The 25,791-nt window shown below is 72.1% G+C and carries 19 protein-coding genes; 15 read left to right on the top strand and 4 right to left on the bottom strand.

Annotation, left to right across the window (positions count from 1 at the left end; all coding sequences use genetic code 11):
- Positions 1-860: 860 nt before the first annotated feature.
- Entirely contained in the window at positions 861-1,868 is a 1,008-nt protein-coding gene (locus KK483_RS34110; RefSeq protein WP_262009081.1) for a helix-turn-helix transcriptional regulator, read from the bottom strand.
- 283 nt (positions 1,869-2,151) lie between these two features.
- On the opposite strand from KK483_RS34110, the gene KK483_RS34105 reads away from it, so the two are divergent.
- The 14 genes from KK483_RS34105 (at position 2,152) to KK483_RS34040 (ending at position 19,725) form a co-directional block, all read left to right on the top strand.
- A complete protein-coding gene (locus KK483_RS34105; protein ID WP_262009080.1) occupies positions 2,152-2,955 on the top strand; it encodes a hypothetical protein in 804 nt (267 codons plus the stop codon).
- 183 nt (positions 2,956-3,138) lie between these two features.
- Positions 3,139-3,729, top strand: coding sequence for a GNAT family N-acetyltransferase (locus KK483_RS34100; RefSeq protein WP_262009079.1), 591 nt, complete (start codon positions 3,139-3,141; stop codon positions 3,727-3,729).
- A gap of 169 nt (positions 3,730-3,898) precedes the next feature.
- The gene (locus tag KK483_RS34095; RefSeq protein ID WP_262009078.1) at positions 3,899-4,483 is read left to right on the top strand and encodes a cysteine hydrolase family protein; all 585 of its coding nucleotides are present in this window, start codon (positions 3,899-3,901) and stop codon (positions 4,481-4,483) included.
- A 29-nt stretch (positions 4,484-4,512) separates the two neighbouring features.
- Positions 4,513-5,541 carry a hydrogenase expression/formation protein HypE gene (hypE, locus tag KK483_RS34090; RefSeq protein ID WP_262009077.1) on the top strand — a complete coding sequence of 343 codons (1,029 nt, stop codon included), beginning with the start codon at positions 4,513-4,515 and terminating at the stop codon, positions 5,539-5,541.
- A 30-nt stretch (positions 5,542-5,571) separates the two neighbouring features.
- Positions 5,572-7,920 carry a carbamoyltransferase HypF gene (gene hypF, locus KK483_RS34085; RefSeq protein WP_262009076.1) on the top strand — a complete coding sequence of 783 codons (2,349 nt, stop codon included), beginning with the start codon at positions 5,572-5,574 and terminating at the stop codon, positions 7,918-7,920.
- A 4-nt stretch (positions 7,921-7,924) separates the two neighbouring features.
- A complete protein-coding gene (locus tag KK483_RS34080) occupies positions 7,925-9,259 on the top strand; it encodes a diaminobutyrate--2-oxoglutarate transaminase family protein (RefSeq protein WP_262009075.1) in 1,335 nt (444 codons plus the stop codon).
- 38 nt (positions 9,260-9,297) lie between these two features.
- Entirely contained in the window at positions 9,298-10,014 is a 717-nt protein-coding gene (locus tag KK483_RS34075) for a hypothetical protein (protein ID WP_262009074.1), read from the top strand.
- Complete coding sequence (locus KK483_RS34070; protein WP_262009073.1) at positions 10,011-11,459, top strand: MFS transporter; 1,449 nt, start codon at positions 10,011-10,013, stop codon at positions 11,457-11,459. The genes KK483_RS34075 and KK483_RS34070 overlap by 4 nt, the downstream gene beginning before the upstream one ends.
- A 10-nt stretch (positions 11,460-11,469) precedes the next feature.
- Positions 11,470-12,777, top strand: a complete 1,308-nt coding sequence (locus KK483_RS34065) for an amidohydrolase (protein ID WP_262009072.1) — start codon at positions 11,470-11,472, stop codon at positions 12,775-12,777.
- A complete protein-coding gene (locus KK483_RS34060; RefSeq protein ID WP_262009071.1) occupies positions 12,774-14,024 on the top strand; it encodes an acetyl-CoA carboxylase biotin carboxylase subunit family protein in 1,251 nt (416 codons plus the stop codon). The genes KK483_RS34065 and KK483_RS34060 overlap by 4 nt, the downstream gene beginning before the upstream one ends.
- Before the next feature lie 95 nt (positions 14,025-14,119).
- Positions 14,120-16,735, top strand: coding sequence for an ATP-grasp domain-containing protein (locus KK483_RS34055; protein ID WP_262009070.1), 2,616 nt, complete (start codon positions 14,120-14,122; stop codon positions 16,733-16,735).
- Positions 16,732-18,024, top strand: coding sequence for an MFS transporter (locus tag KK483_RS34050; protein WP_262009069.1), 1,293 nt, complete (start codon positions 16,732-16,734; stop codon positions 18,022-18,024). Before KK483_RS34055 ends, KK483_RS34050 begins: the two co-directional genes overlap by 4 nt.
- Positions 18,021-19,286 (top strand): PLP-dependent aminotransferase family protein, encoded by a 1,266-nt coding sequence (locus KK483_RS34045; RefSeq protein ID WP_262009068.1) that lies wholly within the window; start codon positions 18,021-18,023, stop codon positions 19,284-19,286. Before KK483_RS34050 ends, KK483_RS34045 begins: the two co-directional genes overlap by 4 nt.
- A gap of 37 nt (positions 19,287-19,323) precedes the next feature.
- The gene (locus KK483_RS34040; protein ID WP_262009067.1) at positions 19,324-19,725 is read left to right on the top strand and encodes a nuclear transport factor 2 family protein; all 402 of its coding nucleotides are present in this window, start codon (positions 19,324-19,326) and stop codon (positions 19,723-19,725) included.
- Here the strand turns inward: KK483_RS34040 and KK483_RS34035 are convergent.
- Both KK483_RS34035 and KK483_RS34030 read right to left on the bottom strand, forming a co-directional pair.
- Positions 19,707-20,798 (bottom strand): mechanosensitive ion channel family protein, encoded by a 1,092-nt coding sequence (locus KK483_RS34035; RefSeq protein ID WP_262009066.1) that lies wholly within the window; start codon positions 20,796-20,798, stop codon positions 19,707-19,709. The two genes, KK483_RS34040 and KK483_RS34035, sit on opposite strands and share 19 nt — an antisense overlap.
- A 235-nt stretch (positions 20,799-21,033) precedes the next feature.
- Positions 21,034-22,551, bottom strand: coding sequence for an alpha-L-fucosidase (locus tag KK483_RS34030; RefSeq protein WP_262009065.1), 1,518 nt, complete (start codon positions 22,549-22,551; stop codon positions 21,034-21,036).
- Between the two features lie 60 nt (positions 22,552-22,611).
- On the opposite strand from KK483_RS34030, the gene KK483_RS34025 reads away from it, so the two are divergent.
- Positions 22,612-24,759 carry a beta-galactosidase gene (locus KK483_RS34025; RefSeq protein ID WP_262009064.1) on the top strand — a complete coding sequence of 716 codons (2,148 nt, stop codon included), beginning with the start codon at positions 22,612-22,614 and terminating at the stop codon, positions 24,757-24,759.
- A gap of 55 nt (positions 24,760-24,814) precedes the next feature.
- Here the strand turns inward: KK483_RS34025 and KK483_RS34020 are convergent, their stop codons facing one another.
- Positions 24,815-25,783 carry a sugar phosphate isomerase/epimerase gene (locus KK483_RS34020; protein WP_262009062.1) on the bottom strand — a complete coding sequence of 323 codons (969 nt, stop codon included), beginning with the start codon at positions 25,781-25,783 and terminating at the stop codon, positions 24,815-24,817.
- Between the last annotated feature and the right edge of the window lie 8 nt (positions 25,784-25,791).

Here is a 25,791-nt window from a genome sequence, read left to right as displayed (position 1 = left end):
GGATCAGCGAGCGGCGTCCAGCGGCTTCGGATCCAAGGCGGAGGAGGCAGACAACGCGGTGGGGGCCCCTCCCGTGCCCGGAGGGCTACGGGGGAGTCGGCGACCGACGACAACGCGGGAGACGGAGCCGCAGGGCGTCGCGAGCCCAGCCCGATCCACCGGACACCCCCTAGGCCCTGTCGTTCTTCGGATCAGGCCGGATCAGGGAGCTGCCCGCCGGGGAGCAGCTGATGTCACAGCGGTGCGTGCACCGCAAGGCGGAGGAGGAAGTCGACGCGGTGGGGGCATCTCCCACAGTCGGCGACCGACGACAACGCGGCAGATGTGCGTGCCAGGGCACGCGAGCCCGGCAAGATCCGAACGACAGGGCCTGGCCCGAGCACCCGCGGCGTACGGTCCCCGGGCCACGGGCCCGGAGGCACACGTCCCCTGGCCCGGTGGCTCCCGAGCCGGGGTTCTGGAGCCATACGCCACGCCCCTGGGCCACAGGTCACTGATGACGGGCCGGGGCCCGCGGCTCACGGGCTCGTGATCCCGCGGACGATCCCGTGGACGAGAATCACCGGCACCGGCGCCCCGAGGGGAGCCGGTGCCTTCTTTTCTGCCGGAGTCCCGCCGGTCGGCCGCCCGCTGCCGTCGAAGCCGTACCCGTCGGCGAGGAGAATTCCGGGACAACGACGGGGGCTCGACCTCTCCTCGTGACAAGTTCAATAAATCTTCGCCCGGCGCGCCCATCACGCTTGTGTTACGCCTGCGAATGCCCGCCGAACTCCGACGCCGCCGAGCTCACTCGTGCGTCATCGGGACGCCGGAGCGGACACCGCCCGGCGGGCACACCGGCGGGGGCGCGCAGGGCGGGATCAGTGACCGCTGAAGGGCTCCTTGCTGAGCAGATATCCGGCGTGCAACCGGTTGCGAGCGCCAATACTCTTCATGATGTTCGATATATGCCGCTGACAGTTCCGCAGGGAGATTCCGACGACCTGCGCGATGCGCTTGTCCGACTCGCCCTGGATCAGCAGGGAAATGATCGTCCTCTGGATCTCGGAGGTGGCCGCGACGCGGTCGGCCCTGTCGTCCTCGGGCGAGAATTCGGAAGCGGTGTTCCAGGCGCGGTCGAATGCCTCCCCCATAAAGGAGACGACGTACGGGTCGCGGACGATCGCGGCGCCCGTCGATCCGTCCAGCAGCGGCAGGATCGCTATTTCGCGGTCGAACACGATGCAGCGGGGGAAGCCGCCCGCGAGCGTGCGGACCTGCGCCCCGAGCGGGGCCACCTGGCTGACGTAGGACACGGTGGCCGGGCTGAAACGCGCGGTGTGCTGGTAGAGCGTCCGCATCCGCACCCCACGGCCGAGCAGCTTGGTGGTCCGGTCCATGCCTTCTGCCAGCACTTCTTCCATGCGTGCGCCGCCCGGCTGCGAGGTCAGCGCCTCCTCGCGGCACTCGCCGGCGAAGCCGGTGATGAGCCGGCGCACATCGGCCAGTTCGGGGACGATCTCCAGCGAGCAGTAGTCGTGCTGCGGGTGCGGAGTGTGCAGGTCGAGCTCGTCGAGGTCTCCGCGGAGCTGGTCGACGAGTGACTGGATTCGATTGAGGTCCTGTTGCAAAGGATTGAGAACCTTGATACGGGCGAACTCGACGGGATACGGAACCAGAGATCCCGTTCCTGTCGTGGCGGTGCTCAGGAGCCCGAGATCGCGCAAGTCCCGGATGGCGTCTTCGACTTCCGAGGCGCTCATGCCGAGCGTCTCGACGGCCCTTTCGACGGTCGATCCAGGCGATTCAGCAATGAAACGGTAAAGGCGATCTGCCGGGCCGTTGAGTTGCGGCGGGGTAAAATCACGATCTTTCCCGATTCTGTCCACTTTTTCCCTCTGTCATGTTTCCGCCAGGGGCAACATGATCCCAGAGGAGACTGGCCTTGGAAGTCCGGTTGCACACAGGATGTGGAACGGCGCTGACAACCTCAACGCTCTCTCAAAGGTGGGGGTTATCCATGGCACGTACAGCGAGATCAATTCTCGCCATCGTGGGTTCCGCAGCACTGTCCTTCATTCTCGTACAGGGCACAAGCGTTCCGACGGGCCACGCGGCCGCCGCCGGCACCGTTCCGGTTGCCACGACCAATGACCTCGGGTGGGGATGAGAATGCCTCGTAGCAAGTCGTACAACACGTACTCCAACCTTCAGCGCCCTGAATTCCGGAAGCGCGTCGACGAGCTCCTCCTGAAGTTCGAGCGCGACTTCTACGAGAAGAGCAAGGGCGCCGAGGGCATGCTCGACGCGGCCAAGTTCGACCTGGATCTCTACAAGCGGCACAACGTCGAGACCATGATCCGCATCGGCCTCAAGCGCGCCGTCGACCCGCTGGTCGCGAACTACTGGGCCACCCGCGACCCGCAGCTGTGCAAGGAGTGGGGCCTGTACGGCGCCGAAGAGGGGCGCCACGACCGCATGTTCGCGGGCGACCTGCACAAGGTCGGCATGACGGACGAGGAGATGTACGCGATCCGTCCGACCTTCGCGACCGAGCTGCTCAACGGCTACTTCTACTACACGCTCGCCACCGAGGGCCCGCTCGCGTCGATGATCAGCGGCTTCTACCTCGAGTACATCGCGGGCAAGACCCAGCCGGACTGGCTCGACATCATGGAGCAGCACGTCGGCGCGAACAACACCAAGGGCGCCCGCGCGCACCTCGCCCTCGACGAGGACGACGACCACGTCGACATGGTCTGGAACATGATCATGCGCGTGATCAAGGACGAGGCCGACGAGGAGCGCTTCGTCGAGCACCTCACAAAGATCAACTCCCTCTTCGTCTCGTACTTCGTCGAGGTGTACGCCTCGACGGTGCTGGGCGCCGGCGGCGACATGTCCGCGCTGACCCAGGCCGCCCCGGCCGCCGCGGTGCAGACCAACCTGCAGTCGCGCGCGACCGCCGCCGTCTGAGGTCCCGGGACGTACCGACGTCCCCGGTGAGCCCCGGGGACCGTCATCACCTCCATGCCCCTGGTGGCACCGGACACCGCGTACCCGCGCCTTCGGCGCGCGCCCGCGCGGCGCTCATCCGCGCGCAGCGGTGTCCGGTGCCCCTGCGGGCTGCCCACCGTCCGGCACACCACGGGAAGACGCATGCGATACGAATGGCCGCGTGAACTGTCCGAGCAGGACATGCGCGAAATGATCGAACTGATGGACGCCGTCGCGGTCAAGGAGCAGACCCTCGGCTTCTACGAGCCCGTCGGTCTGGAGAAGGGCCTTCCGCTGATGCGGGCCTTCGACGCCGACCTGCGCAAGGGCGCGCTGCATGTGCTGGCCGTCCGCGACGATGACGACGGCAGGATCGTCGGCATGGTGACCCTCGCCCGGGCCCCGCTGCCGGCCCGGCGGCACATCGTCGACATGCGCCGCTGTGTCATCGCCCCCGACCGCCGCGGCCAGTTCCTGCTGGAGGGCTGGGCCGAGGCGCTGCACAAGGCGAAGGAGATCGGCTGCGAGGTCATCACCCTCGAAGTCCGCGACGACGGCCCCGTCGGGCTGTGGGAGCGCCTGGGCTTTCGCGAGTACGGGCGGCTGCCGGACTACGCCCGCGCCGACGGCCGCGCCGTCACGGGCTTCTACCTGCACGCGCGCATCGCCGACATCCTGGCCCACTTCGAGACCACCGGCAGCTGGCTGCACGAGCCGCAGCAGGACGACGCCCGCGCGGTCGCCGCGAGCTGACGCTCCGTCTTTTCCCCATCCGGTGCGGCGGGCACCCGCCGCGCCCCCGTTCCCGCGAGAACGCACATCCGGTACGCACCCCTCCGCCCCGGCCGCCGTGCCGCGGCGGCGGTGCCCGCGTGCGCCCGGGGGCACCCACACACTCACGGCCTCACCGAAGGGCACACCCATGTCCAAAATCGCCGTCCTCACCAACGACCTCCAGTACGAGCTCGTCGAGAAGAACCCCGAGCGCGTCGCGGCCGTCGCCGCCGCCACCCCGCACTTCACCGGTTTCCTCGCCGAGATGCGCCGCCGAGGCCACCACATCTTCCACCTCCAGCTCGTCAACGACCCGGACGACCCGAACGCCGAGCGCTACGACGGCCACCTGCCCGTCCAGCGCGGCACCCGCGGGGCCGAGATCCTGGAGGAGTTCCTCGCGCCCGAGGACGTCGTCATGGAGAAGAGCAAGGACTCGGGCTTCTACGAGACCGACCTGCACGAGCGCCTCCAGGCCCTCGGCGTCGACACCGTCCTCGTGACCGGCATGCAGACGCAGATCTGCGTCCAGACCACCGCCGCCGACGCCTTCTTCCGCGGCTACAACATCTGGGTCCCCGCCGACTGCGTCGTCTCCGCCCGCACGGACGACAAGGACCGCGCCCTGGAGTGGCTCGCCGGCTACTGCGCCACCGTCTCCGACTCCGCCGAGGTGCTCAGCGTCCTCGACGCCGAGGGCGGCCTGCCCCGCAAGAACATCAAGACCCCGTGACCGCGGTCCTCCCGGCGGAAGGAACAGCCATGTCTGCGAGCACGGCCACCAGCACCGAAGAGATCGTCCTTGACCACGGCACCGGGGCGAAGCTGAGCCAGGAACTGGTCCAGCTGATCGCCGAGACCCTCGGCGACGTCTACGTGGGCATCATGGAGGACAGTGCGATCCTCCCGATCGGCTCCGACCGCATCGCCATGACCACCGACTCCTTCGTCGTCGACCCGCCGTTCTTCGGCAACGGCGACATCGGCAAGATCGCCGTCTGCGGCACGGTCAACGACCTGGCGGTGGCGGGCGCCCGGCCCAAGTACCTGACCCTCGGCATGATCCTGGAGACGGGCCTGCCGATGGAGCGCCTCGTCCAGGTGCTCGTGTCGATCCGCGAGACGGCCCGCGAGGCCGGCGTGCAGATCGTCGGTGGCGACACCAAGGTCGTCCGCAAGGGCGAGGCCGACCAGCTCTACCTCAACACCGCGGGGGTCGGCGTCTTCGAGCGCGAACCGCTCTCCATGGCCGATGTGCACAGCGGCGACAAGGTCATCCTGAGCGGCCCCATCGGCAACCACACGGTGCATCTCCTGTCGATCCGCGAGGGGCTCGGCTTCGAGCAGCGCGTCGGCAGCGACTGCGCCCCGCTGAACAACCTCATCGAGGGCGTCCTCGCGAAGGCGCCTGCGGGTGCGGTCCGTTCGATGCGCGACGTCACCCGCGGCGGACTCTCCGCCGTCCTGCACGAGTACGCGGGCAAGCTCGGCCGCACCGTGCGGGTGGACGAGACGAGCCTGCCGATCCAGCACGAGACCGCGATGGCCGCCGACATGCTGGGCATCAACCCGCTGCACTGCGCCAACGAGGGCTGCCTGGCGATCTTCGTCGACCCGGCCGCCGAGGCCGACGTGCTGGAGGCGCTGCGGGCGCTCAGGTACGGCGAGCACGCCGTGACCATCGGCGAGATCTCCGAGGACCCCGAGGGCCTGGTGCTGCTGCGGGACGCGGACGGCCGCGAGACGCAGCTCGAGGAGCTGCTCGGCGCCGAACTGCCCCGGCTGTGCTGAGGACCCCCGTCAGGAACTGAGGAGACCGCCATGAGCACCGTGACTCCCCCGCCGGCCGCCCAGCAGTGGCGGCTGCGGGTCACCGGGGTGGTCCAGGGCGTCGGCTACCGGCCGTTCGTCTACAAACTGGCCCACGAACTGGGCCTGTCCGGCTGGGTCCGCAACGACCCCGAAGGTGTGCTGGTGGAGGCGTCCGGACCGGCCGCCGTCCTGGCCGAGTTCGCCGCGGGCCTGAAGGACCGCGCCCCCGAACTCGCCCAGGTCGACGGCGTCCGGGTGACCAGGGGGCTCCCCGCGGGCAGTGTGCCCGCGGGCCCCTTCACCATCGTCCACAGCGAGCACGCCGGGGCCCGGTCCGCGCTGATCCCCGCCGACACCCATGTCTGCGGCGACTGCCAGGCCGAGCTGCGCGACCCCAGGGACCGCCGCCACCGCTATCCGTTCATCAACTGCACCAACTGCGGCCCCCGTTACTCCCTCATCCGGGACCTGCCGTACGACCGTCCGATGACGACCATGGCGTCCTTCACCATGTGCGCGGCCTGCAAGGCCGAGTACGAGGACCCCATGGACCGGCGCTACCACGCCCAGCCCAACGCCTGCCCCGACTGCGGGCCCAGGCTGCTGCTGACCGACCGCGACGGCGCCACCGTCGAGGGCGACACGGCGCTGCGCAGGGCCGCCCAGGTGCTCGCCGACGGCGGGATCGCGGCGGTCAAGAGCGTCGGCGGCTTCCATCTGGCGGTGGACGCCACCCAGGCCGAGGCCGTGGCGCTGCTGCGCCGCCGCAAGCGCCGCGACTCCAAGCCGTTCGCGGTGATGGTCCGCGACCTGGCCACCGCCCAGCGCCTGGTGGTGCTGTCGGAGGACGAGATCGACGTGCTGCGTTCCCCGGCCCGGCCGATCCTGCTCGCCCGCAAGCAGCCGGACTCGCTCCCGGAGTCGGTGGCCCCGCGCAATCCGAACCTCGGCATCATGCTGCCGTCGGCGCCCCACCACCATCTGCTGCTTGACGAGCCGGGCCTGGAGGCGCTGGTGATGACCAGCGGCAATATCTCCGGCTACCCGATCGCGTACCGCAACGAGGAGGCACTGGAGCAGCTTTTCGAGATCGCCGACGTCATCCTCTACCACGACCGCGACATCGAGATCCGGGTCGACGACTCGGTGGTGCGGCTCTCGGTGCACGAGGAACTCGACGAGCCGCTGCTCCAGTTCGTCCGCCGGGCCCGCGGCTACGCCCCGTACCCGGTGGACGTGGGCCGCGAGGTGGCTCCCGTCGTCGCCCTCGGGGCGGAGCTGAAGACGACCGTGGCGCTGACCAACGGCTCGCAGGTCTTCCTCAGCCAGCACATCGGCGACCTCAAGAACGACGAGACGTTCGCCGCGCACCGCCGCACCGCCCGCCATCTGGCCCGGCTCTACGCGCTGGAGCCGCGGATCACGGCGCACGACCTCCACCCGCAGTTCCGCTCGACCCGGGCGGCGCTCGGCGAGGACGGCGGCGCGGAGCGGACGGTCGAGGTGCAGCACCACCACGCGCACATGGCCTCCTGCATGGCCGAGAACCATGTCACGGGCACCACGCTCGGCGTCGTCTTCGACGGCTTCGGCTACGGCGAGGACGGCACGGTGTGGGGCGGGGAGTTCCTGCTGGGCGACTTCGCCGCGTACCGGCGGGTCGGCCGGCTGCGCAGGCTGCCGCTGATCGGCGGCGACCAGGCGGTGCGCGAGCCGGTCCGCACCGGCTACGCGCTGGCGCTGGACGCCTTCGACGGCGACCCGGAACAGGCCGCGGCCGCCTTCCCGGCGCTCGCCGTGCTCGACGCCCGGCAGCGGCACGTGTACGCCACGATGGCCGCCCGCGGCATCAACTCCCCGCCCACCTCCAGCATGGGCCGGCTCTTCGACGGCGCCGCCGCCCTCGCCGGGGTGTGCGCGAAGGCCGAGTACGAGGCGCAGGGCCCGATCGAGCTGGAGGGGCTGCTGATGCGGGACGCCGCGCCGGAGTCGGCGTACCGGTTCGCCGCCGAGGGGGCGGACGGGCTGACCGAGGTCGACCCGCGGCCCGTGATCCGGGCCATGGCGGCCGACCTCGCGGCGGGCCTGCCCGTCGAGCGGGTCAGCCGGCGCTTCCACACCGCCGTCGTGGAGATGGTCCGAGAGCGCTGCCGGGCCGTCCGCGAGGAGACCGGCGTCCACCAGGTCGTGCTCTCCGGCGGTGTGTTCCTCAATGAGTTCCTGCTGCTCAACTGTCTGACCGGGCTGACCGCCGACGGTTTCGACACCTACGTCCACCGACAGGTCCCGACCAACGACGGGGGCATCGCCCTCGGCCAGGTGATGGTCGCGGACGCCCGCAACCCTGCTGGGAAGTGATGACGTGACCACCCTCACGCCGGACGAGATCTTCGAGTACGTCCGGGCGCGCGAATCCGGCGCCCGGACCTACGCCACCGCCTTCGGGCAGGTGCTCCAGGAGGGGCACGGCGCCCGCATCCGCGACGGCCACGGCCGCTGGTACCTGGACTGCCTGGCCGCCGCCGGCACCCTGGCGCTCGGCCACAACCACCCCGAGGTGCTGCGCCGGGTGCGCGCGTACCTGGAGTCGGGGCAGGTGCAGCAGGCGCTGGACCTGACGACGCCTGCGAAGTACGAGTTCCTGTCGGCGCTGTACGCGCGGCTGCCCGGGACGATGGCGGACACCTTCCGCACCCAGTTCTGCGGGCCGGCCGGAGCGGACGCGGCCGAGGCGGCGGTGAAGCTTTTCAAGACCGCGACGGGCCGCCGCACCGTGCTCGCCTTCCACGGCGCCTACCACGGGATGACCGCCGGTGCGCTGGCGCTGACCGGCAGCCTGGGCGCCAAGGAGCCGGTGGCGTCGCTCATGCCCGATGTGCACCATCTGCCGTACCCGTACGACTACCGCTGCCCGTTCGGCCTCGGCGGAGAGCAGGGCGTCCAGGTCGGCCTGACCTATCTGGAGCGGCTGCTGACCGACCCGGAGAGCGGGATCACCAAGCCGGCCGCCGTCTTCGTCGAGGCCGTGCAGGGAGAGGGCGGCGTGATCCCGGCGCCCGCGCGGTGGCTGCGCGGACTGCGGGAGATCACGGCCCGGCTCGGCATCCCGCTCGTACTCGACGAGATCCAGGCCGGGTTCGGCCGCACCGGCACGATGTGGGCCTTCGAGGAGTCCGGCATCGAGCCCGACGCGATCCTCGTCTCCAAGGCCGTCGGCGGCGGCTTCCCGCTGTCGCTGCTGCTGTACCACGGCCAGTACGACGCCTGGCAGCCCGGCGCCCATGCCGGGACCTTCCGCGGCAACCAGATCGCGCTGGTCGCCGGCGCGGCGGGTCTTGAGGTGATGGAGGCGGAGGGGCTCGTCGGGAAGGCCGCCGCCAAGGGCGAGCTGCTCGGCGGTCTGCTGCGCCGGCTCGCCGCCGCCCATCCGGAGATCGGCGATGTCCGGGGCAGGGGCCTGATGTGGGGCATCGAGATCGTCGACCCGGAGGGTCCTGCCGATGCCCTGGGCGCGAAACCGGCCGACCCGGACCGCACCCGGCGGATCAAACGGGCCTGCCTCGACCACGGGTTGCTGCTGGAGACCGGCGGCCGGCACGGCGCCGTGCTGCGGCTGCTGCCACCGCTGGTGATCTCGGACGAGGAGCTCCACGAAGTGGTCGCGGCTCTGGAGAAGGCGCTGATCGACTGCGCCTGACGCGCAGGCACGACATGACGAAACGAGGAACGAGGAACATGACGACGGGAACCGGCCCCGGGTCCGGGCAGTGGCGGGTCGACTTCGATGCGGAGGTCGTCTTCAGCAACGGCGGATCGCTGCGGACGGAGGGCTTCCGCCTGGACATCCCCGGGGACGACATCGGCGACGCCGAGCTGGGCGAGCTGCTGGTGCGCCATCTGGGTCTGCTGATGGTCGGCGGTACGGCCATCACCCGCAAGGAGCTGGTCCAGGAGCCGCACAAGGGGTCGCGCAACACCGGGGCCGGCCCGGCCCGTCGGCGGCCGGCCGACCTGACCGGCCCGGCGACCCGGGTCGGCTGGCCGGCCGAGCCGCCGGCCGGGGCGGCAGGCCCGGACCTGGCGGGCCTGGTCGACCTGCCCGTCGTCCTCGTCCGGCTCCTCGGCTCGGCCGACCCGGTCGCGGACCGGCTCGCGCTCGCCCTCTTCGACCTCGCCGGCCACGCCGTCGTCGTCCACACCGGCCGCGAGGACGGCCCGTACCTGACCGGGGACGCGGTGGACCTCCTCGCCGACCGGGGCGCGGCCCTCGTGGCCACGGACAGCCGCGACGAAGCCGGCCCGGTGGCCGCGGCCCTGGCCGAGGCGGGGCTCCCCGCGATCACCGGTCTGGCCGGTCTCGACGCCCTCCCGGCGACCGGGTCGCGGCTGCACGCCGTCCCGTTCCCCGCGGCGGACGGAGCGCACGTGCGGGTGTACGGGGTGACGGAATGACCGCGCGCGGGACGACGCCGGGCGCCGGGCCCGGTGCGGCGACGGAACCGGCCGGGTCGGCCGGTTCCCCGCAAGCCTCGGCCGGGCCCCGCACCGGGCCGACGAACGCGTCGGCCGTGGCGGCTGATCCGCACACCGGCGCCGGCCCGGCCATCGGGCCGGCCGGGCCGGCCACCGCCGTGCCGCCCCCGCGGCGCCCGCGGCGGGAGTTGGCCGCGGCGAGCGTCGGGTCGGTCGTGGAGGCGTACGACTGGACGATCTACGGCGTCCTCGCACCGTACTTCGCCGAGCAGTTGTTCCCCGGGGCCTCCCCCACCGCCCGGCTCATCGCCGCCTATCTCGGGTTCGCGCTGGGCTTCCTGGTGCGTCCGCTCGGGAGCGTGCTGATCGGGCGGCTCACCGACACGCGCGGGCGGCGGTACGGGCTCAGCCTGACCGTCGGGCTGATCGCGGCCGGTTCGCTGCTGCTGGCCGTCGTGCCCGGCTACGCGGCGATCGGGGTCGCCGCGCCGCTGCTGGTGGTCGCGGCCCGGCTGGTGCAGGGGCTGTCGGTGGGGGCCGAGAACCCGAGCGCCGCCGCGTACGTCACCGAGACGGCGCCGGGGCGCAGCAGGTACTTCTACAGTGCGGTCTCCTACGGCGGCGTCGTCCTCGGCAGCGCCCTGTCGTTCGTCGTGCTGAGCGTGCTGCTCGGGGTGTTCGGCGAGTCCGGGGTCGAGAACGGGGCCTGGCGGCTCGCCTTCGTCTTCGGGGCGCTGCTGGGTCTGACGGCGCTGTGGATCCGGCGCGGCGCGGCGGAGAGCGAGGAGTTCACCGCCGCCGCGCGCAACAGCGCCGGGACGCCCCCTTGGCCGGTGCTGCGGAACCATCTCGGGCGGCTGGCCGTCGTGTTCGCGATCACCTCGGGCGCGACCACGGTGTTCTACTTCCTCACCGTCGACTTCCCCGCGTACGCCGAGGACACGGGCGCGGCCTCCAAGGAGGAGGCGTCCGGCGCGCTGCTGCTCGGCATGGTGGCGCTGCTGACCGGCATGCTCGCCGCCGGCCGGGCGGCCGACCGGTTCGGCGCGCTGCCGGTGCTGCGGGCCGGGTTCGCCGGGCTGGCGCTCGGCTCGGTGCCGCTGCTCACCGCCATGGCCGGGGGCCGGGTGCCGGTGCAACTCGTCACGGTGGTGCTGCTGTTCCTGCTGGGACTGCCGCTGGCGGTCAGCAACGTCTTCGCCGGGCAGCTGTTCCCGCCCGCTGTCCGGGCGGTCGCCGTGGGCCTGCCGGCCGCCCTGGCGATCAGCCTGTTCGGCGGGACCTTCCCGGCCCTCGCCGAGCTGCTGCGCTCGGCCGGCCACGGCGGCTGGGTGCCGTGGTGGCCGGCGATCACCTGTGCCGGGGCGCTGCTCGCCTCATGGGGTGTGCGCGAACACCCCGTTCCCGTAACCCCTCACCCCTGAGAAGGACGCGATGGACGCCATGACCTCACTGCTCGATGCCCTCGATCCGCTGCTCCCCTCTCTGGAGGCCGATTACCAGGACCTGCACGCGCACCCCGAACTCGCCTTCCAGGAGAAGCGGACGGCCGCGCTGGTGGCGGAGCGGCTGTCCGCGCAGGGCGGTTGGGAGGTCACCACCGGCGTCGGGCGCACCGGTGTGGTCGGTGTCCTGGCCAACGGCGAGGGCCCGGTCGTGATGCTGCGGGCCGACATGGACGCACTGCCGGTGAAGGAGGCGACCGGCCTGCCGTACGCGAGCACCGTGACCGCCACCGACGACTCGGGCACCGAGGTGCCGGTCATGCACGCCTGCGGGCACGATCTTCACGTGGCCGCGCTGCTCGGCGCCTGCGCGCTGTTCGCGGCGCACACCGACCGCTGGAAGGGCACGGTCGTCGCCGTGTTCCAGCCGGGCGAGGAGAGCGGCTACGGCGCCCGCGCGATGGTCGACGACGGCCTCTTCGAGCGCTTCCCGCGCCCGGACATCATCCTGGGCCAGCACGTCGGACCCGGCCCGGTGGGTCTCATCGCCACCTGCCCCGGCACCGTGATGGGCGCGACGGACTCCATCACCGTCCGGCTGTTCGGGCGCGGCGGGCACGGCTCGAAGCCCGAGTCGGCGGTCGACCCGGTGGTGATGGCCGCCTCGCTGGTGCTGCGGCTCCAGACGATCGCCTCGCGCGAGATCTCCGCGCAGGAGCCGGTGGTGGTCACCGTGGGCAAGCTGCACGCGGGGACGACCGCCGCGGTCATCCCGGACACGGCGGAGCTCGGCATCAACGTCCGCACCAGCTCGGAGCCGGTACGGGAGAAGGTGCTCGCGGCGATCGAGCGGCTCGCGAAGGCGGAGTCGGCGGCGGCGGGCGCGACCGCCGACCCGGAGATCACTTCCGTCTACCACCTGCCGATGACGGTCAACGACAAGGAGTGCGCCGAGCGGGTCGCCGACGCGCACCGGCGGGCCTTCGGCGAGGGGGCGGTGCTCACGATGGGCCCGACCACCGCGAGCGAGGACTTCGGCATCCTGGCCACCGCCGCCCAGGTGCCGTCCGTGTACTGGTTCTACGGCGGCCTGGACCCGGAGGTGTTCACCGCCGCGTTCGCCGCCGGACGCGTGGACGAGGACATCCCGCAGAACCACTCGTCCACGTTCGCACCGCTCGCCGGCCCCGCGCTGGCCGTCGGTGCCAAGTCGATGGCGGCCGCCGCGCTGTCCTGGCTCGGCGGCGGCCCGGCCGGCGTTCCGGCCGCCGGACCGGCCGCGGGGGAGGTCGCGTGACCGGCCGCCGGCCGCATGTGACGGTCCTGCACCGGTGGCGGGACACCCACGCCCTGTACGCCGACTACATCGACCACCGGGCCAACCGGGTGACGTACATCAGCACCGAGCTGGGCCGGGCCTCCGTCCCCGCGGCGGCCGAGGACGTCGTCACGGTCGGCTTCACGGACGACCTGCCCGCGGTGCGGGCGGCTCTCACCGCGCTCGGCGAGAGCTACGGCACCCCCCAGGTGCTGCTGGCGCTCAACGAGGGCGACTTGGACACGGCGGCGCTCCTCCGCGAGGAGTTCGGGATCCCCGGGCAGACCCCCGACGAGCTCGCGGTCTTCCGCGACAAGCTGCTGATGTGCCGCACGGTGGCCGCGGCCGGGCTTCCCGTACCGGAGTTCGCACCGGCCCCGGACCCGGACGCGGTACGGGAGTTCGGCCGGGCCCACGGCTGGCCGGTGATCGTCAAGCCGCACCGCGGGACGGCGAGCAGGGGCGTGGTCCAGGTCGGCTCCGCGGCCGCCGTGGACGAACTCCCGGGACTGGCCGGCGATCTGGCGGCCGAGCCGTATCTGGTCCAGTCGTACGTCGACGCGTCGATCCTGCACATCGACGGGCTGTGGGAGGGCGACGCGCTCGGCAGCTGGACCGTCTCGCGCTATGTGGGCGGCACCTGCGCCGGCTTCACCCAGGGCAACTGGCTGGGCTCGGTCGAGGAGGACGACCCGGTGCTGCTTGCGGCCGTGGAGGCGTTCACCGCCGCCGTCGGGGCCGCGCTGGGCGGTGACCGTCCGTGGGTGTTCCATCTGGAGGCGTTCGTCACCGAAGGCCCCGGCGGCAGGCCCGGCCTGGTGTTCCTGGAGTGCGGCGCCCGGGTGGGCGGCGGGGAGATCCCGTTCACCTGGCGGGACGTGCACGACGCCGATCTGATGGCCGCGGCGGCCGACATCCAGCTCGGACGGGCGCCGGTGCTGCCCTCCCTGAAGACCGGTGAGGTCGGCGGCTATCTGCTGCTGCCGCTTCCGGTGCCGGCCCCCTGCCTCGTGGAACGCGCCGACTGGGCCGGCTCCCCTCCCGAGGAGCACATGCCGTACGCGGTGCTGCACGTCCCCGTCGGCCGGCGGGTCCCGCCGATCAGCGGCTACGAGCACGTGGGCACCCGGTTCCGCTTCCGCGGCCCGTCCACCGCCGCGGTCGAGGACGCCATCAGGACCTCGGCCGACGGCTTCCGCCTCGTCTGCACCCCTCTCGAGGAGTGACGCCCCGCCGAGCAGCGACAGCCCGTCCAGGAGTGACGCCCCACCAGCGCCCCGCGCGCACCATCCGTACCCGAAAGGACCCCACCGTGCCCGTCATGACCTCCGAACGCCAGCGCGTCATCCTGGTCGGCAGCCGCATCCGCCAGTACCGGGAGTACGCCCTCGCCTCACTCTCCGCACGCTACGAAGTCACCCTCGTCGCCCCCGAGGCACCCACCTGGCAGGCGAAGTACGTCGACACCCACCGGATCGCCGACACCACGGACGCCCACAAGCTGCACCCCGCCGTCGCCGATCTGCGCGGCGAGGTCGCCGAGGCCGCCGTGCTCACCTGGGACGAGTGGTCGCTTGTGGCGGTCTCCTCGGTGGCCCGCAAGCTCGGGATGCGCGCGATGGACCCGGCCGCCGCCCGGATCTGCCGCGACAAGTACGCCTCCCGGCAGGCGCTGGAGGCCGCGGGCATGGCCGCCGTACGGCACGCACCCGCGGCGAGCGAGGACGAGGCGGTGGCCGCCGCGGAGGCCATCGGCTTCCCCGTCGTCGTCAAGCCCCGCACCCTCGGCGGCAGCTTCGGCGTGATGGTGGCCCGGGACGCGGACGGTCTGCGCCAGGCCTACCGGCTCGCGTCCGGCAGCCGCCTCGACGGCGCCGGCAGCGCCGACACCGTGCTGGTCGAGGAGTTCGTCGAAGGCCCCGAACTCAGCATCGACAGCACCGTCGTGGACGGTGTCGTCACCCCCGTGTGCGTCGCCCGCAAGCGCCTCGGCCCCCAGCCCTACTTCGAGGAGGTCGGCCACCTGGTCACCGCCTGGCGGCACGAGCCCTGGGCGGACGCGGTCACCGCGCTGGTCCAGGACGCGCACCGGGCCGTGGGCGTCGACTTCGGTGTCACCCACACCGAGGTGCGCATCGGCGCCGAAGGCCCGCGGCTGATCGAGCTCAACGGCCGCCTCGGCGGGGACCTCATCCCGCACCTCCACCACCTCGCCACCGGCGTCGACCTCGCCCAGGCCGCCGCCGCGATCGCCTTCGAGCGCACCCCCGACCTCAGCCCGGCCCACGAGCGCAGCGCCGAGATCCGCTTCCTCTACCCGGCCCACGACGGCGCGGTCGACCAGGTCGTGCTGCCCGACCCGGCGCAGGTCGACGGACTCGTCGCGTCGGTGGCCCTGGCCGGGCCCGGCGACGAACTGCTGCTTCCGCCGCGCGGTCTCACCCCGCGCTCGGCCGCTCTGATCGCGGTGGGCGAGACGCCCGCCGACACCCGCCGGGCGCTGGACCGCGCGGAGGGCCTCTCCCGCACCGAGGTGACCGGGGCCGCCGCGCACAAGCTCGGTGCCCGCGTGGAGAACGCCGTCACACGGCGGTTCTTCGACCACGGGCGCACGGCCGCCAGGATGACGGTCTCCGGTGTCCGCGGCGTCGAGTGGTTCCGCTACGGGGCGGGCGGCGGCGAGGGCCTCAACCGGCCGGTCTTCCTGAGCGCCGAGGACGTCGCGGTGCTGGAGCGCGATCTCAACGGCCTCTTCGAGCTGCTGAAGTCGGTCCCGGACCGGCTCTTCGGCGGCGATCTGCGGGCCTTCGCCACGGCGGTCGGCATGAGCGGGACCCAGACCGAGCTGGTGCTGCGCGGCGCGGCGGACGAGCTCGCCCCGCTCTCGCGCGCCGACCTCTACCGCGAGACCGGCGGCTTCCGGCTCATGGAGCTCAACACCGGTTCGTCGCTGGGCGGCTGGCAGATGGGCGAGTTCGCCCGTGCGCTGATCAAGGACGAGGAGTTCGCGAAGTTCGCGGCCGAGGAGAACCTCGTCTTCCCCGACCCGCTCGCCCGCATCACCGAGGTGCTGCGCCGTCAGGCGCCCTCGCTGGCCGGTACGGAGCGTCCGCTCCTCGCGATCACCGACTGGCCCGACGGCTTCGAGAAGTCCAAGTGCTGGATGGAGTTCGTCGTCCCCGCCTTCGAGGCGCTCGGCTTCGAGCCCGTCGTCTGCCACCTCGGCGACTTCGCCTACGAGGACGGCAAGGTGCTCCACCAGGGCCGCCGGGTCGACGTGGTCTACCGCATGTTCCTGCCCGGTGAGATGCCGGACGAGCCGGGCACGTACGCCCTCGTCGACCCGCTCCTCGCGGCCGTCGAGGCCGGCACGGTCGAGCTGTTCGCCTCGCTCGACTGCGAGCTGTACGGCAACAAGGGCAGCCTCGCCATGCTCAGCGACGAGCGCAACCGGGCGGCCTTCACCGAGGACGAGCGCGCCCTGATCGACCGGATCCTGCCGTGGACCCGCTTCGTCCGCGACGAGAAGGTCACCTTCGAAGGGGAGAAGATCGACCTGCTGCCGTACGCCATCGCCAACAAGGACCGGCTGGTGCTCAAGCCCACGCTGCTCTACGGCGGGGTCGGCGTCACCCCCGGCTGGACCACCGGCCAGAAGGAATGGGTGGAGAAGCTGCACGAGGCGGTGAACGGCCCGTACGTGCTCCAGCAGCGCCTGCTGCCGACCACCGAGCGCTTCCTCTCCGAGGACGGGGTGACCACCGAGGACATGGCCGTCGCCTACGGCACGCTGATGGTCGACGGCAGCTACGCGGGCACGCTGGCCCGGGGGGTCACCGACCCGGCCGTGGGCATCGTCAGCATGCTGCGCGGCGCCCAGATCGGCTGCGCCTTCCACGTGGCCGGCCCGGTCGGTGAAGAGGCGGACGGTCAGTGAGCGACTCCGGGCGCAGGGGTGGTGCGCTGTGGCGGGACGCCGAGTTCCTGAAGTTCTGGACGGGTGAGGGCATCTCCCAGGTCGGCGCGCAGGTCACCACCCTGGCGCTGCCGCTGACCGCGGTGCTGACCCTGGACGCCAGCTCCTCCGAGGTCGGCCTGGTCAACGCCGCCTCTTACGCCCCGTTCCTGCTCGTGACCCTGCTGGTGGGGGTGTGGGTGGACCGGGTCCGCAGACGGCCGCTGATGATCATGGCCAACGCGGGGCGGGCGCTCCTCGTCACCGCGGTGCCGCTGCTCGCCGTGCTCGACCTGCTGCGGATCGAGTACGTGTACGTGGCCGCCCTGCTCATCGGGGCGCTCACGGTCGTCTTCGATGTCGCCTACCAGTCCTACCTGCCGACGCTGATCGGCAAGGAGCACCTGGTGGAGGGCAACAGCAAGCTCCAGGGCACCAGTTCGCTGGCGCAGATCGGCGGGCCGGGTCTGGCCGGTCTGCTGATCGGCTGGGTCACGGCGCCGTACGCGCTGCTCATCAACGGCGCCTCCTATCTGGTGTCGGTGGTGACGCTGCTCGCGGTGCGGCGCACCGAGCCCGAGCCCGTGGCGCCCGAGCGGCGCACCGGGCTGCGGCGCAGCGTCGGCGACGGCATCCGGATCATCTGGGACAGCGCCCATCTGCGCGCCTGCGCCCTCCAGTCCGGGCTGTACAACCTGTGCTGGATGTCGCTCCAGACGGTCTTCGTGCTGTACGCGGCGCGGCAGCTGGGTCTGTCGCCCGGCACGATCGGGCTGCTCCTTGGCACCGGTGCGGTGGGGTCGCTCGGCGGTTCGCTGGTGGCGAAGGGCCTCAAGCGGGCCCTCGGGCTCGGGCCGGCGATCCTGGGGGCGCTGCTGCTCTGCTGTGTGGCCCCCGCGATCATCCCGTTCGCCCCGGCGAACGGCGGGCTCGTCTCGCTCGCCCTGTTCGTCGCCGCGTTCGCGCTGATCGGGGCCGGCGGCACGATGGCCAACATCCACATCATCAGCCTGCGCCAGTCGATCACTCCGGACGAGCTGCTCGGCCGGATGAACGCCGGCTACCGCTTCGTGTCGTGGGGGACGCTGCCGCTCGGGGCGCTGCTGGGCGGCTGGCTCGGCGATGTGATCGGGCTGCGGGCGACACTCTTCGTGACCGCGGCTGCCTTCCTCTCCGCCGTGCTGGTGGTCCTCGCGTCGCCGGTGTGGCGGCTGAAGGACTTCCCGGCGCAGATCGCGGCACGGCCCGAGACCGCGGGGGTCCCGTCGTGACCGATACGAACGGCTCAGTCGGGGCGGCCGGGGAGGCGAGGGCGGCCGGGGAAACAGGGGCGGCAGGGGAGTTCGGTGCGCTGCTGGCGCGGCGCACCGCCTGGGGCCGCTCGGACGCGATCAGCCGCATCCTGGCCGCGGCGAACGCGCCCGGTGTGCTGTCGATGGCCGGGGGCATCCCGGCGCCCGACAGCTTCCCGGTGGCCCGGCTGGCGGAGGCGGCCGAGCGGGTGCTGTCCCGTTCGGCCACGGCCGCCCTCCAGTACGCGCCGACCGAGGGCGTCGCGGCGATGCGGCGGGCCGTGGCGGCGCGTGCCTGCGAGACCGGCGCGTCGGTGGGCCCCGAGCGGGTGATGGTCACCGGCGGCAGCCAGCAGGGTCTGGACCTGGTCGCCCAGGCGCTGATCGAGGAGGGCGACGAGGTGGCCCTGGACGACCCCAGCTATCTGGGGGCTGTCCAGGTCTTCCGGCGCGCCGGGGCGCGGCTGCTGCCCGTCCCCACCGATCGCGACGGCATGCGGGTCGACGTCCTCGCGGAGCGGCTGGCCGCCGGTGCGCGGCCCAAAGCCGTCTATGTCGTCCCGCACTTCCACAACCCGACGGGCGGTGTCCTCAGCGAGGAGCGGCGCCGCCTGCTGGCCGGGCTCGCCGAACGGTACGGCTTCCTCGTCGTGGAGGACGACCCGTACGGCGATCTGGCGTTCGGCGGCGGCCGGCTGCCGTCGACGGACGTCCACAGCGGCCGGGTGGTGCGGCTGATGAGCCTGTCCAAGACGCTCTGCCCGGGGCTGCGGGTGGCCGGTCTCGTCGCACCGGTCGGGCTGATCGGTGAGCTGGTGGCGGCCAAGCAGAGCAGCGATCTGCAGACCAACACCTTCGGCCAGTACCTGTTGGCCGAGCTGCTTGCCGACCCGGACTTCCTTCCCTCCCACCTCGCCCGGCTGCGCACCCTGTACGGGGGCAGGGCGCGGGCGACGGCGGTGCTGCTGCGCGAGCTGCTGCCGTGGCTCGCCTTCGAGGAGCCCCGCGGCGGACTGTTCTTCTGGTGCACCGTGGACGACCCCCGGGTCACCTCGGATGTGCTCTACGAACGGGCGCTGGCCGAAGGCGTCGCGATCGTGCCCGGCACACCGTTCTGCATCGAGCAGGACGGCTCCCGGGTGCTGCGGCTGTCGTTCGCGACGCTCGACGAGGAGCAGAGGCGGGAGGGCGCGGCCCGGCTGGCGACGGCCTTCGAGAAGGCCCGCACGGACGCGTGCTGAAACGGTTGGAAACCCTCACGGAGGAAGGAGCACGGCCATGACCGCACCGACACACACACCGGTGACCGCCGACTCGCTGGTGGCCCGGCTGTTCCAGGTGATCGACTCCCGCTCGTGGGACGAGCTCGGCGAGGTCTTCGCCGACGACGCCGTCTACGAGCGCCCCGGCTACCCGGCCTTGGAGGGGCTGGACCGGATCCGCCGCTTCTACGAGCACGAGCGGATCATCACCTCGGGCGCGCACGAGGTCGCCCAGGTGACGGGCGCGAGCCGAGCCGGGAATTCCGGACAGGCCCTGACGGCCGCCGCCTGCTGGGGCCGCTTCCGGGGCGCCGGCAGGGACGGCGAGCCGCTCGACGAGGGGTTCGCCGACACGTATCTGGTGCGCGACGGGAAGATCGCGCACCGGAAGACCTTCTTCTACCGCGCGGCGATCTGAGGCTCGTCCGCCGCCTCGTGCGTGCGCTGGTGCGGGATGGGCAGCTCGCCCTGGCGTACGGCGATGGTGCGCGTCGGGGCGGGGATGGCGATGCCCTCGGCGCGGTAGCGCTGGTGGAGCCGCTTGATGAACTCGTGCTTGATCCGGTACTGGTCGCTGAACTCGCCGACGCCGAGGATCACCGTGAAGTTGATCCGTGAGTCGCCGAACGTGTGGAAGCGGACGGCCGGTTCATGCTCGGGCACACCGCCCTCGACGTCCTTCATCACGCTCGCGACCACCTCCGTGGTGACCCGCTCGACATGGTCCAGGTCGCTGTCGAACCCGACGCCGACCTGGACCGTGAGCGTCATCTCCTGCTCGGGCCGGTGGTAGTTGGTCATGTTGGTGCCGGACAGCTTCGTGTTGGGGATGATCACGAGGTTGTTGGAGATGTGCCGGATGACGGTGTTGCGCCAGTTGATGTCGACGACATAGCCCTCCTCGCCGCTGCTGAGCCGGATGTAGTCACCGGGCTGCACCGTGCGCGAGGCGAGGATGTGCACGCCCGCGAAGAGGTTGGCCAGCGTGTCCTGGAGGGCCAGCGCCACCGCGAGACCGCCGACCCCGAGGGCGGTGAGCAGCGGTGCGATGGAGACGCCGACGGTCTCCAGGACGACCAGGAAGCCCATCGCCAGCACCACGACGCGCGTGATGTTCACGAATATGGTGGCCGACCCGGCGACGCCGGACCTGGACTGGGCGAGCGCCCGGACCAGTCCGGCGACGATCCGCGCCGCGGTGAGGGTGGCGGCCATGATGAGCAGGGCCGTCAGGACCATGGTGACGTTGCGTCCGATGCCCGGGGTGAGCGGCAGCGCCGACGCCGCGACCACCGCGCCGCCGGTGACCGCGGCCCAGGGGAGCAGCGCCCGCAGGGCGTCGACGATGATGTCGTCGCCGCTCCACCGGGTTCTGTCGGCCCGCACGCCGAGCCATTTCAGGATCACGCGTACGAGGACGGCCACCGCCAGGCCCGCGGCGAGCGCGATGGCGGCGACGAGGACGTCGTGCGGTGTGAGGTCCCGGGTCATCGCCGCCCTCCCGTCGTCCGCGGGAGGGCGGGTGCGGCGGTGGTCGCCGCCGTCAGCCGGATGTGATGTGTCGTCACCGTGCCACCTGTGTCGGTCTGCTGCTGGGGAGTGCGGTTGTGCGGCGCCGCGGAGGGGCTGCTGCCCGTTCCCGGCGTGATCGTTCATCCTGCCGCACCCCGCGACCGGCACCGCGGGCGGCCCCGCGAAGCCCGGGGTGGCGGCGTCCCCTTCGTGTTCATGCGATGCGCAGCACCTGGACGTACGGGTTCGGCGGGCTCCCGGGGAGTTCGACGCGCAGGGCGTCGGCCCGGAGCTGCCAGCGGACGGGTGCCGGGGAGCCGAGCAGTTCGACCCGTTCCACCCGTCGGGGGCGGGCGTCGGGCGGGCCGGCGGCGCTGCCCAGGCTGCGGATGAGTACGGTGCCGTCGGCGGGCCAGGCCATCAGGAACGCGTAGACGGTGCCGTCCCGTTGGGTGAAGCGGATGTCCTGGGGCGTGTACGCCAGGGCGGCCTCCCTGGCCTTCGCGCCGTCGACACGGGTCGGTCCCTCGCCGTGGACCGACCACGGACGGCTGCCGAAGACCGCTTCGCCGCAGGTGTCCGTCCACGATCCGAGCCCGTCGAGCACGGCGGCGGTCTCGTCGTCGATGGTGCCGTCGGGCAGCTGCGGGACGTTGAGCAGCAGGCAGCCGTTCTTGCTCACGGTGTCCACGAGCAGATGGACGATCTCGGCGGTGGACTTGTAGCGCTCGCCGGTCCGGTAGAACCAGTCGCCGATGCTGGTGTCGTACTGCCACGGCTCGGGGTCGGTGTCGCCGAGCTGCTGCCGTTCCACGTCGAGCAGAACGGCCTGGCGGTCCGCGTCCGGGATGGTCTTGATGCTCACGGCGCTGTGCGGCACGGCGTTGTAGTAGTCGGCGAGGAACTCCAGGCCGCGGGGGCTGGGCGGCGCTGCGGGGCAGACACTGCCCGCGTCGAAGGGCATCCGGGCGTCGTCGAGGTAGACCAGCTCGGGCCCGTACCGGGTGACCACGTCGCGCAGCCGTGCGTAGAAGTTGTCGATGAAGTCCGCGTCCGGCGCCTCTCCGTGGCGGCGCGGCCGTCCGTAGAGGGCGCGCGGGTCGAGCCCTTCCCACCAGGTGCCCTTGCCGTCCTCGGCGGTGAGGTGGCCGTCGTATGCCACGCCGGCCTGCGGACCGTCGGTGTCGGCGGCGAACGCGGCGTCCAGCCAGCGCCAGGTCCAGGACCCGGCGTGCATGCTCACCCCGAAGCGCAGCCCTGCGGAGCGTGCGGCGGCCGCCCACCGGGCGACGATGTCGGTGCGGGGGCCGACGTTGACGGCGTTCCAGGGCTGGTGGGCGGAGTCCCACAGGTCGAAGTTGTCGCAGTGGGCGGCCATGGAGACGAAGTAGCGCGCCCCGGTCCGCCGGAACCGGTCCATCAGCTCCTCGGGGTCGAACTTCTCCGCGCGCCAGAGCCGGCACAGGTCCTTGTGGCCGAACCGGGAGGGGTGGCCGTAGCGTTCGCGGTGCAGGGCGGCCTGGCGGCGCGAGCGCTTCTGCTCGAACCCCTCGGTGCCGTCGTACGGGCCGTACAGGTGGCGGGCGTACCAGTCGCCGGCCATGGCGACGGACTGCGGCCCCCAGTGCGACCAGATGCCGAGCTTGGCGTCGCGGAACCACTCGGGGATACGGTGGCCGCGCAGCGACGCCCAGTTGGGCTGGTACGACTCCCGGTGCTCGTTCTTGTTCATCACAGTGCCCTTTCTGCGGTGCCATTGACGCCTGCTGTGGGTTTCTGTCAGCTTCGAGCAATGCCGTTGCGACCTGAGGTGCACGATGGCGTCCGGCTCGGGGCCGCCTACTACCACGAGTACCAGCCGCATGAGCGGCTCACCGCGGACCTGGACCTGATGGCGGAGGCCGGGCTGTGGCTGATCCGGGTCGGTGAGTCGGTCTGGTCCACCTGGGAGCCGCAGGACGGCGTCTTCGACCTGGAGTGGCTCCTGCCGGTGCTCGACGGGGCCCATGAGCGCGGTATCGGCGTACTGCTGGGCACACCCACGTACGCGGTGCCGCCGTGGCTCCAGCGCAAGCACCCCGAACTCGCCGTCCGGTTGCGCAGCGGAAGGCAAGTACCCTGGGGCGCCCGGCAGGAGACCGACTTCACCAGCCCGGTCTTCCGCCGCTACGCCGAGCGGGTGGTGCGCCGGATCGTGACCCGCTACGCAGGCCATCCGGCCGTCGCCGGCTACCAGGTCGACAACGAACCCGGGCTGCATCTGATGTACAACCCGGAGGTCTTCGCCGGGTTCGTGGCCCGGCTGAAGGAGCGCTACGGGGACGTCGCCGTCCTCAACGAGCGCTGGGGGCTGACCTACTGGTCGCACCGGCTCTCCTCCTGGGACGAGCTGTGGCCGCCCGAGGGCAACACCACGCCCTCGTACGACCTGGCCTGGCGCCGCTACCAGGCCGACCTCACCAGCGAGTTCATCGCCTGGCAGGCCGGTCTCGTCCGCGAGCTGGCGCGCGATGACCAGTACGTCACCACCTGCCTCGCGCCCACCCGGCCGGCCGTGGACGACGTGGATGTGAACCGGTCCCTGGACGTGGCGGCGGGCAATCTCTACTACGCCGCCCAGGACGGCCTCGCCCTCCCGGACCAGGAGCGGCGCCACGACGGCGGCTGGTTCGGCCAGGGGGTGTGGCAGCTCTACCAGTCCGCCGACCGGCACCGCGGCGCGAAGCAGGCACCGTTCCTCATCACCGAGACCAATGCGGCCACCATCGGCGGCTCGAACGCCAACTACCCGGGCTACGACGGCCAGTTGCGGCAGGTCGCCTGGGCGCTGGCCGCCCGCGGGGCGCGCCTGGTGGAGTACTGGCACTGGCACACGCTCCACTACGGCCACGAGACCTACTGGGGCGGCCTGCTGGGCCACTCCCTGCAACCGGGCCGCTTCTACGGCGAGGCGCGCCGGATCGCCGGGGAGTTCGCCGCCGCGGCGGACGTGCTGCGCGGTCTGGAGCCGGACGCGGACGTCGCCCTCGTCCGTTCCGCGGAGAGCGACTGGGCCTTCCAGCACCAGCCTCCGCTGTCCCTGCCCGGGAGCTACGACTCCCCCGACCCGCGCTCGTACGCCCGCATCTTCGGCGCCTTCTACAAGGGCTTCTTCGACGCCGGGCGGCAGGCGCGGATCGTCTCGGTGCCGCAGCTGCGGGGCGCGCCGCAGGACTGGGCGCGGCGGTACCCGGTGCTGGTGGCGCCCGCGCTCTACGCGGCCGACGACGAGACGCTCGCGCTGCTGGACGGCTACGCACGGGCCGGTGGCCACCTGGTCGTGAGCTTCCGCACCGCATACGCGGACGCCGAGGCCCGTGCGCGGGCGGAGATCGCGCCAGGTCCGCTGCGGGAGGCCGCTGGTGTCCACTATCTCGAATACTCCAATCTCCGGGCGCCGCTCACCGTGCGGGCGGCGCAGGGCTCCGGGTTGTCGCTCGGACCCACGGCGCGGGCCACGGCGTGGGCGGACGGTCTCGTGGTGGACGACGCGCTGCCCCTGGCGTGGTACGAGCACCCGCACTTCGGGCGGTGGCCGGCGGCGACGAGCAAGGAGCACGGGCGAGGGCGGGTGACGTACGTGGGAACGCTGCCGGACTCGGAGTTCGCCGCCGCGCTGGCGGAGTTCTGCGCACCGCCGGCCCGATGGGCGGAGCTGCCGCCCTCGGTGACGGCGACGTCCGCCCGCAACGCGGACGGGGACCGTGTCTGGTTCGTCCACAACTGGAGCTGGGACGAGGTGCGGGTGGATGCGCCGGAGGAGCTGGTCGACGTGCTGTCGGGCGAGCGGATCGGGGCGGGGCGGGGGGTGCGGCTGGGGAGCTGGGACGTCCGCGTGCTGCGGGCGTCGTCCGGGGGCTCCGCCCCCGAACCCCCGCGCCTCAAACGCCGGCGAGGCTGAAAGACCGGGGCTGTGCCCCGGGAGATCGAGGACACGGCCGAAGGCCGCGCAGGCGCTACACCGCCGACCACAGGACCCGCTGCGCCGCCACCGCGTCCTGGCGGTCCTGCGCCTCGCGCAGCGCGTCGAGGTCGACGCGTTCGCACACCGCGTCCAGCCGCCGGATCGTGCGGATGCTGTGCGACAGCGCCTCGACGGGGTCCTCCCGGAACGGGAACTGGTCGAGCAGCACCGGCTGTGTCCAGCCGATGCGGCGCAGGGCCAGGAGGAACTCCAGGGTCTCGAAGAGGTGCACGGAGGCGACGGGCAGGTCGTCGTCCCAGCCGCGCCAGTTGTCGTTGAGTTCGGCGGAGACGAGGCGCCCGTGGCGGTGGACGAGCTGGAGCGCCTCGGCCGGGGCCTCGCCGGCCATCAGCGAGTGGCCGAAGTCGAGCACGATGCCGAGGTTGTCCACCCCGGCCTCCTGGATGGCGAGGAGGGTCTTGGCCGCGTTGCCGAGGGTGATCTGTACGCGCGGCTCCTTGGGCTTGTACTCGATCGCGAACTGCGTCTCCGGGTGAGCGGTGGCCAGCTCGCCCAGAGCCTCCACGGTCAGCTCCCACAGCTGCGGGTAGTCGGCCTGGCCGGGTATGTCGAAGCCGTCCTGGCCGGGCCAGAACTTCACGTATCCGGCGTCCAGTTCGCGCGCGGCCTCCACCGCGGCGTGCACCCGGTCCTTCGCCGCGCGGCGCACGGCGGGGTCGGGGTTGGTGAAGGCGCCGCGGGCGAAGGCGCGGGTGTAGAGGTGCGGGGTGACGGCGCGGGCCCGCAGTCCGAGGCCGTCGAGCATGGCCGCCACGGACTTGGGCGCCAGATCGTCCTCCGTGAAGGGGAAGTTGATGTCGAGGTGCTCCAGGCCGTCGACGCGGGCGGCCAGTTCCAGCATGGCGGCGGTGGACCGCTCGGGCCCGTAGCCGTCGGTCGCGTACCGGTCGACGATCCGGCCGAACGCCCAGATCCCGGCTCCGAAGGTGAGGTTCGCCATGGGTGCAA

Origin of the sequence: Streptomyces sp. FIT100, assembly GCF_024584805.1 — a bacterium.
Lineage (GTDB): Bacteria > Actinomycetota > Actinomycetes > Streptomycetales > Streptomycetaceae > Streptomyces.
Note: the sequence above shows the minus strand (reverse complement) of the source record. Positions and strands in the feature narration are given on the sequence as shown.

Bases quoted from the DNA above. Each gene is read 5' to 3' on its own strand.
- KK483_RS34025 (WP_262009064.1), top strand. From the start codon at position 22,612: ATGCCGTTGCGACCTGAGGTGCACGATGGCGTCCGGCTCGGGGCCGCC.
- KK483_RS34065 (WP_262009072.1), top strand. From the start codon at position 11,470: ATGGACGCCATGACCTCACTGCTCGATGCCCTCGATCCGCTGCTCCCC.
- KK483_RS34105 (WP_262009080.1), top strand. From the start codon at position 2,152: ATGCCTCGTAGCAAGTCGTACAACACGTACTCCAACCTTCAGCGCCCT.
- KK483_RS34040 (WP_262009067.1), top strand. From the start codon at position 19,324: ATGACCGCACCGACACACACACCGGTGACCGCCGACTCGCTGGTGGCC.
- KK483_RS34100 (WP_262009079.1), top strand. From the start codon at position 3,139: ATGCGATACGAATGGCCGCGTGAACTGTCCGAGCAGGACATGCGCGAA.
- KK483_RS34035 (WP_262009066.1), bottom strand. From the start codon at position 20,798: ATGACCCGGGACCTCACACCGCACGACGTCCTCGTCGCCGCCATCGCG.
- KK483_RS34030 (WP_262009065.1), bottom strand. From the start codon at position 22,551: ATGAACAAGAACGAGCACCGGGAGTCGTACCAGCCCAACTGGGCGTCG.
- hypE (WP_262009077.1), top strand. From the start codon at position 4,513: ATGTCTGCGAGCACGGCCACCAGCACCGAAGAGATCGTCCTTGACCAC.
- KK483_RS34020 (WP_262009062.1), bottom strand. From the start codon at position 25,783: ATGGCGAACCTCACCTTCGGAGCCGGGATCTGGGCGTTCGGCCGGATC.
- KK483_RS34075 (WP_262009074.1), top strand. From the start codon at position 9,298: ATGACGACGGGAACCGGCCCCGGGTCCGGGCAGTGGCGGGTCGACTTC.
- KK483_RS34070 (WP_262009073.1), top strand. From the start codon at position 10,011: ATGACCGCGCGCGGGACGACGCCGGGCGCCGGGCCCGGTGCGGCGACG.
- KK483_RS34095 (WP_262009078.1), top strand. From the start codon at position 3,899: ATGTCCAAAATCGCCGTCCTCACCAACGACCTCCAGTACGAGCTCGTC.
- hypF (WP_262009076.1), top strand. From the start codon at position 5,572: ATGAGCACCGTGACTCCCCCGCCGGCCGCCCAGCAGTGGCGGCTGCGG.
- KK483_RS34055 (WP_262009070.1), top strand. From the start codon at position 14,120: ATGACCTCCGAACGCCAGCGCGTCATCCTGGTCGGCAGCCGCATCCGC.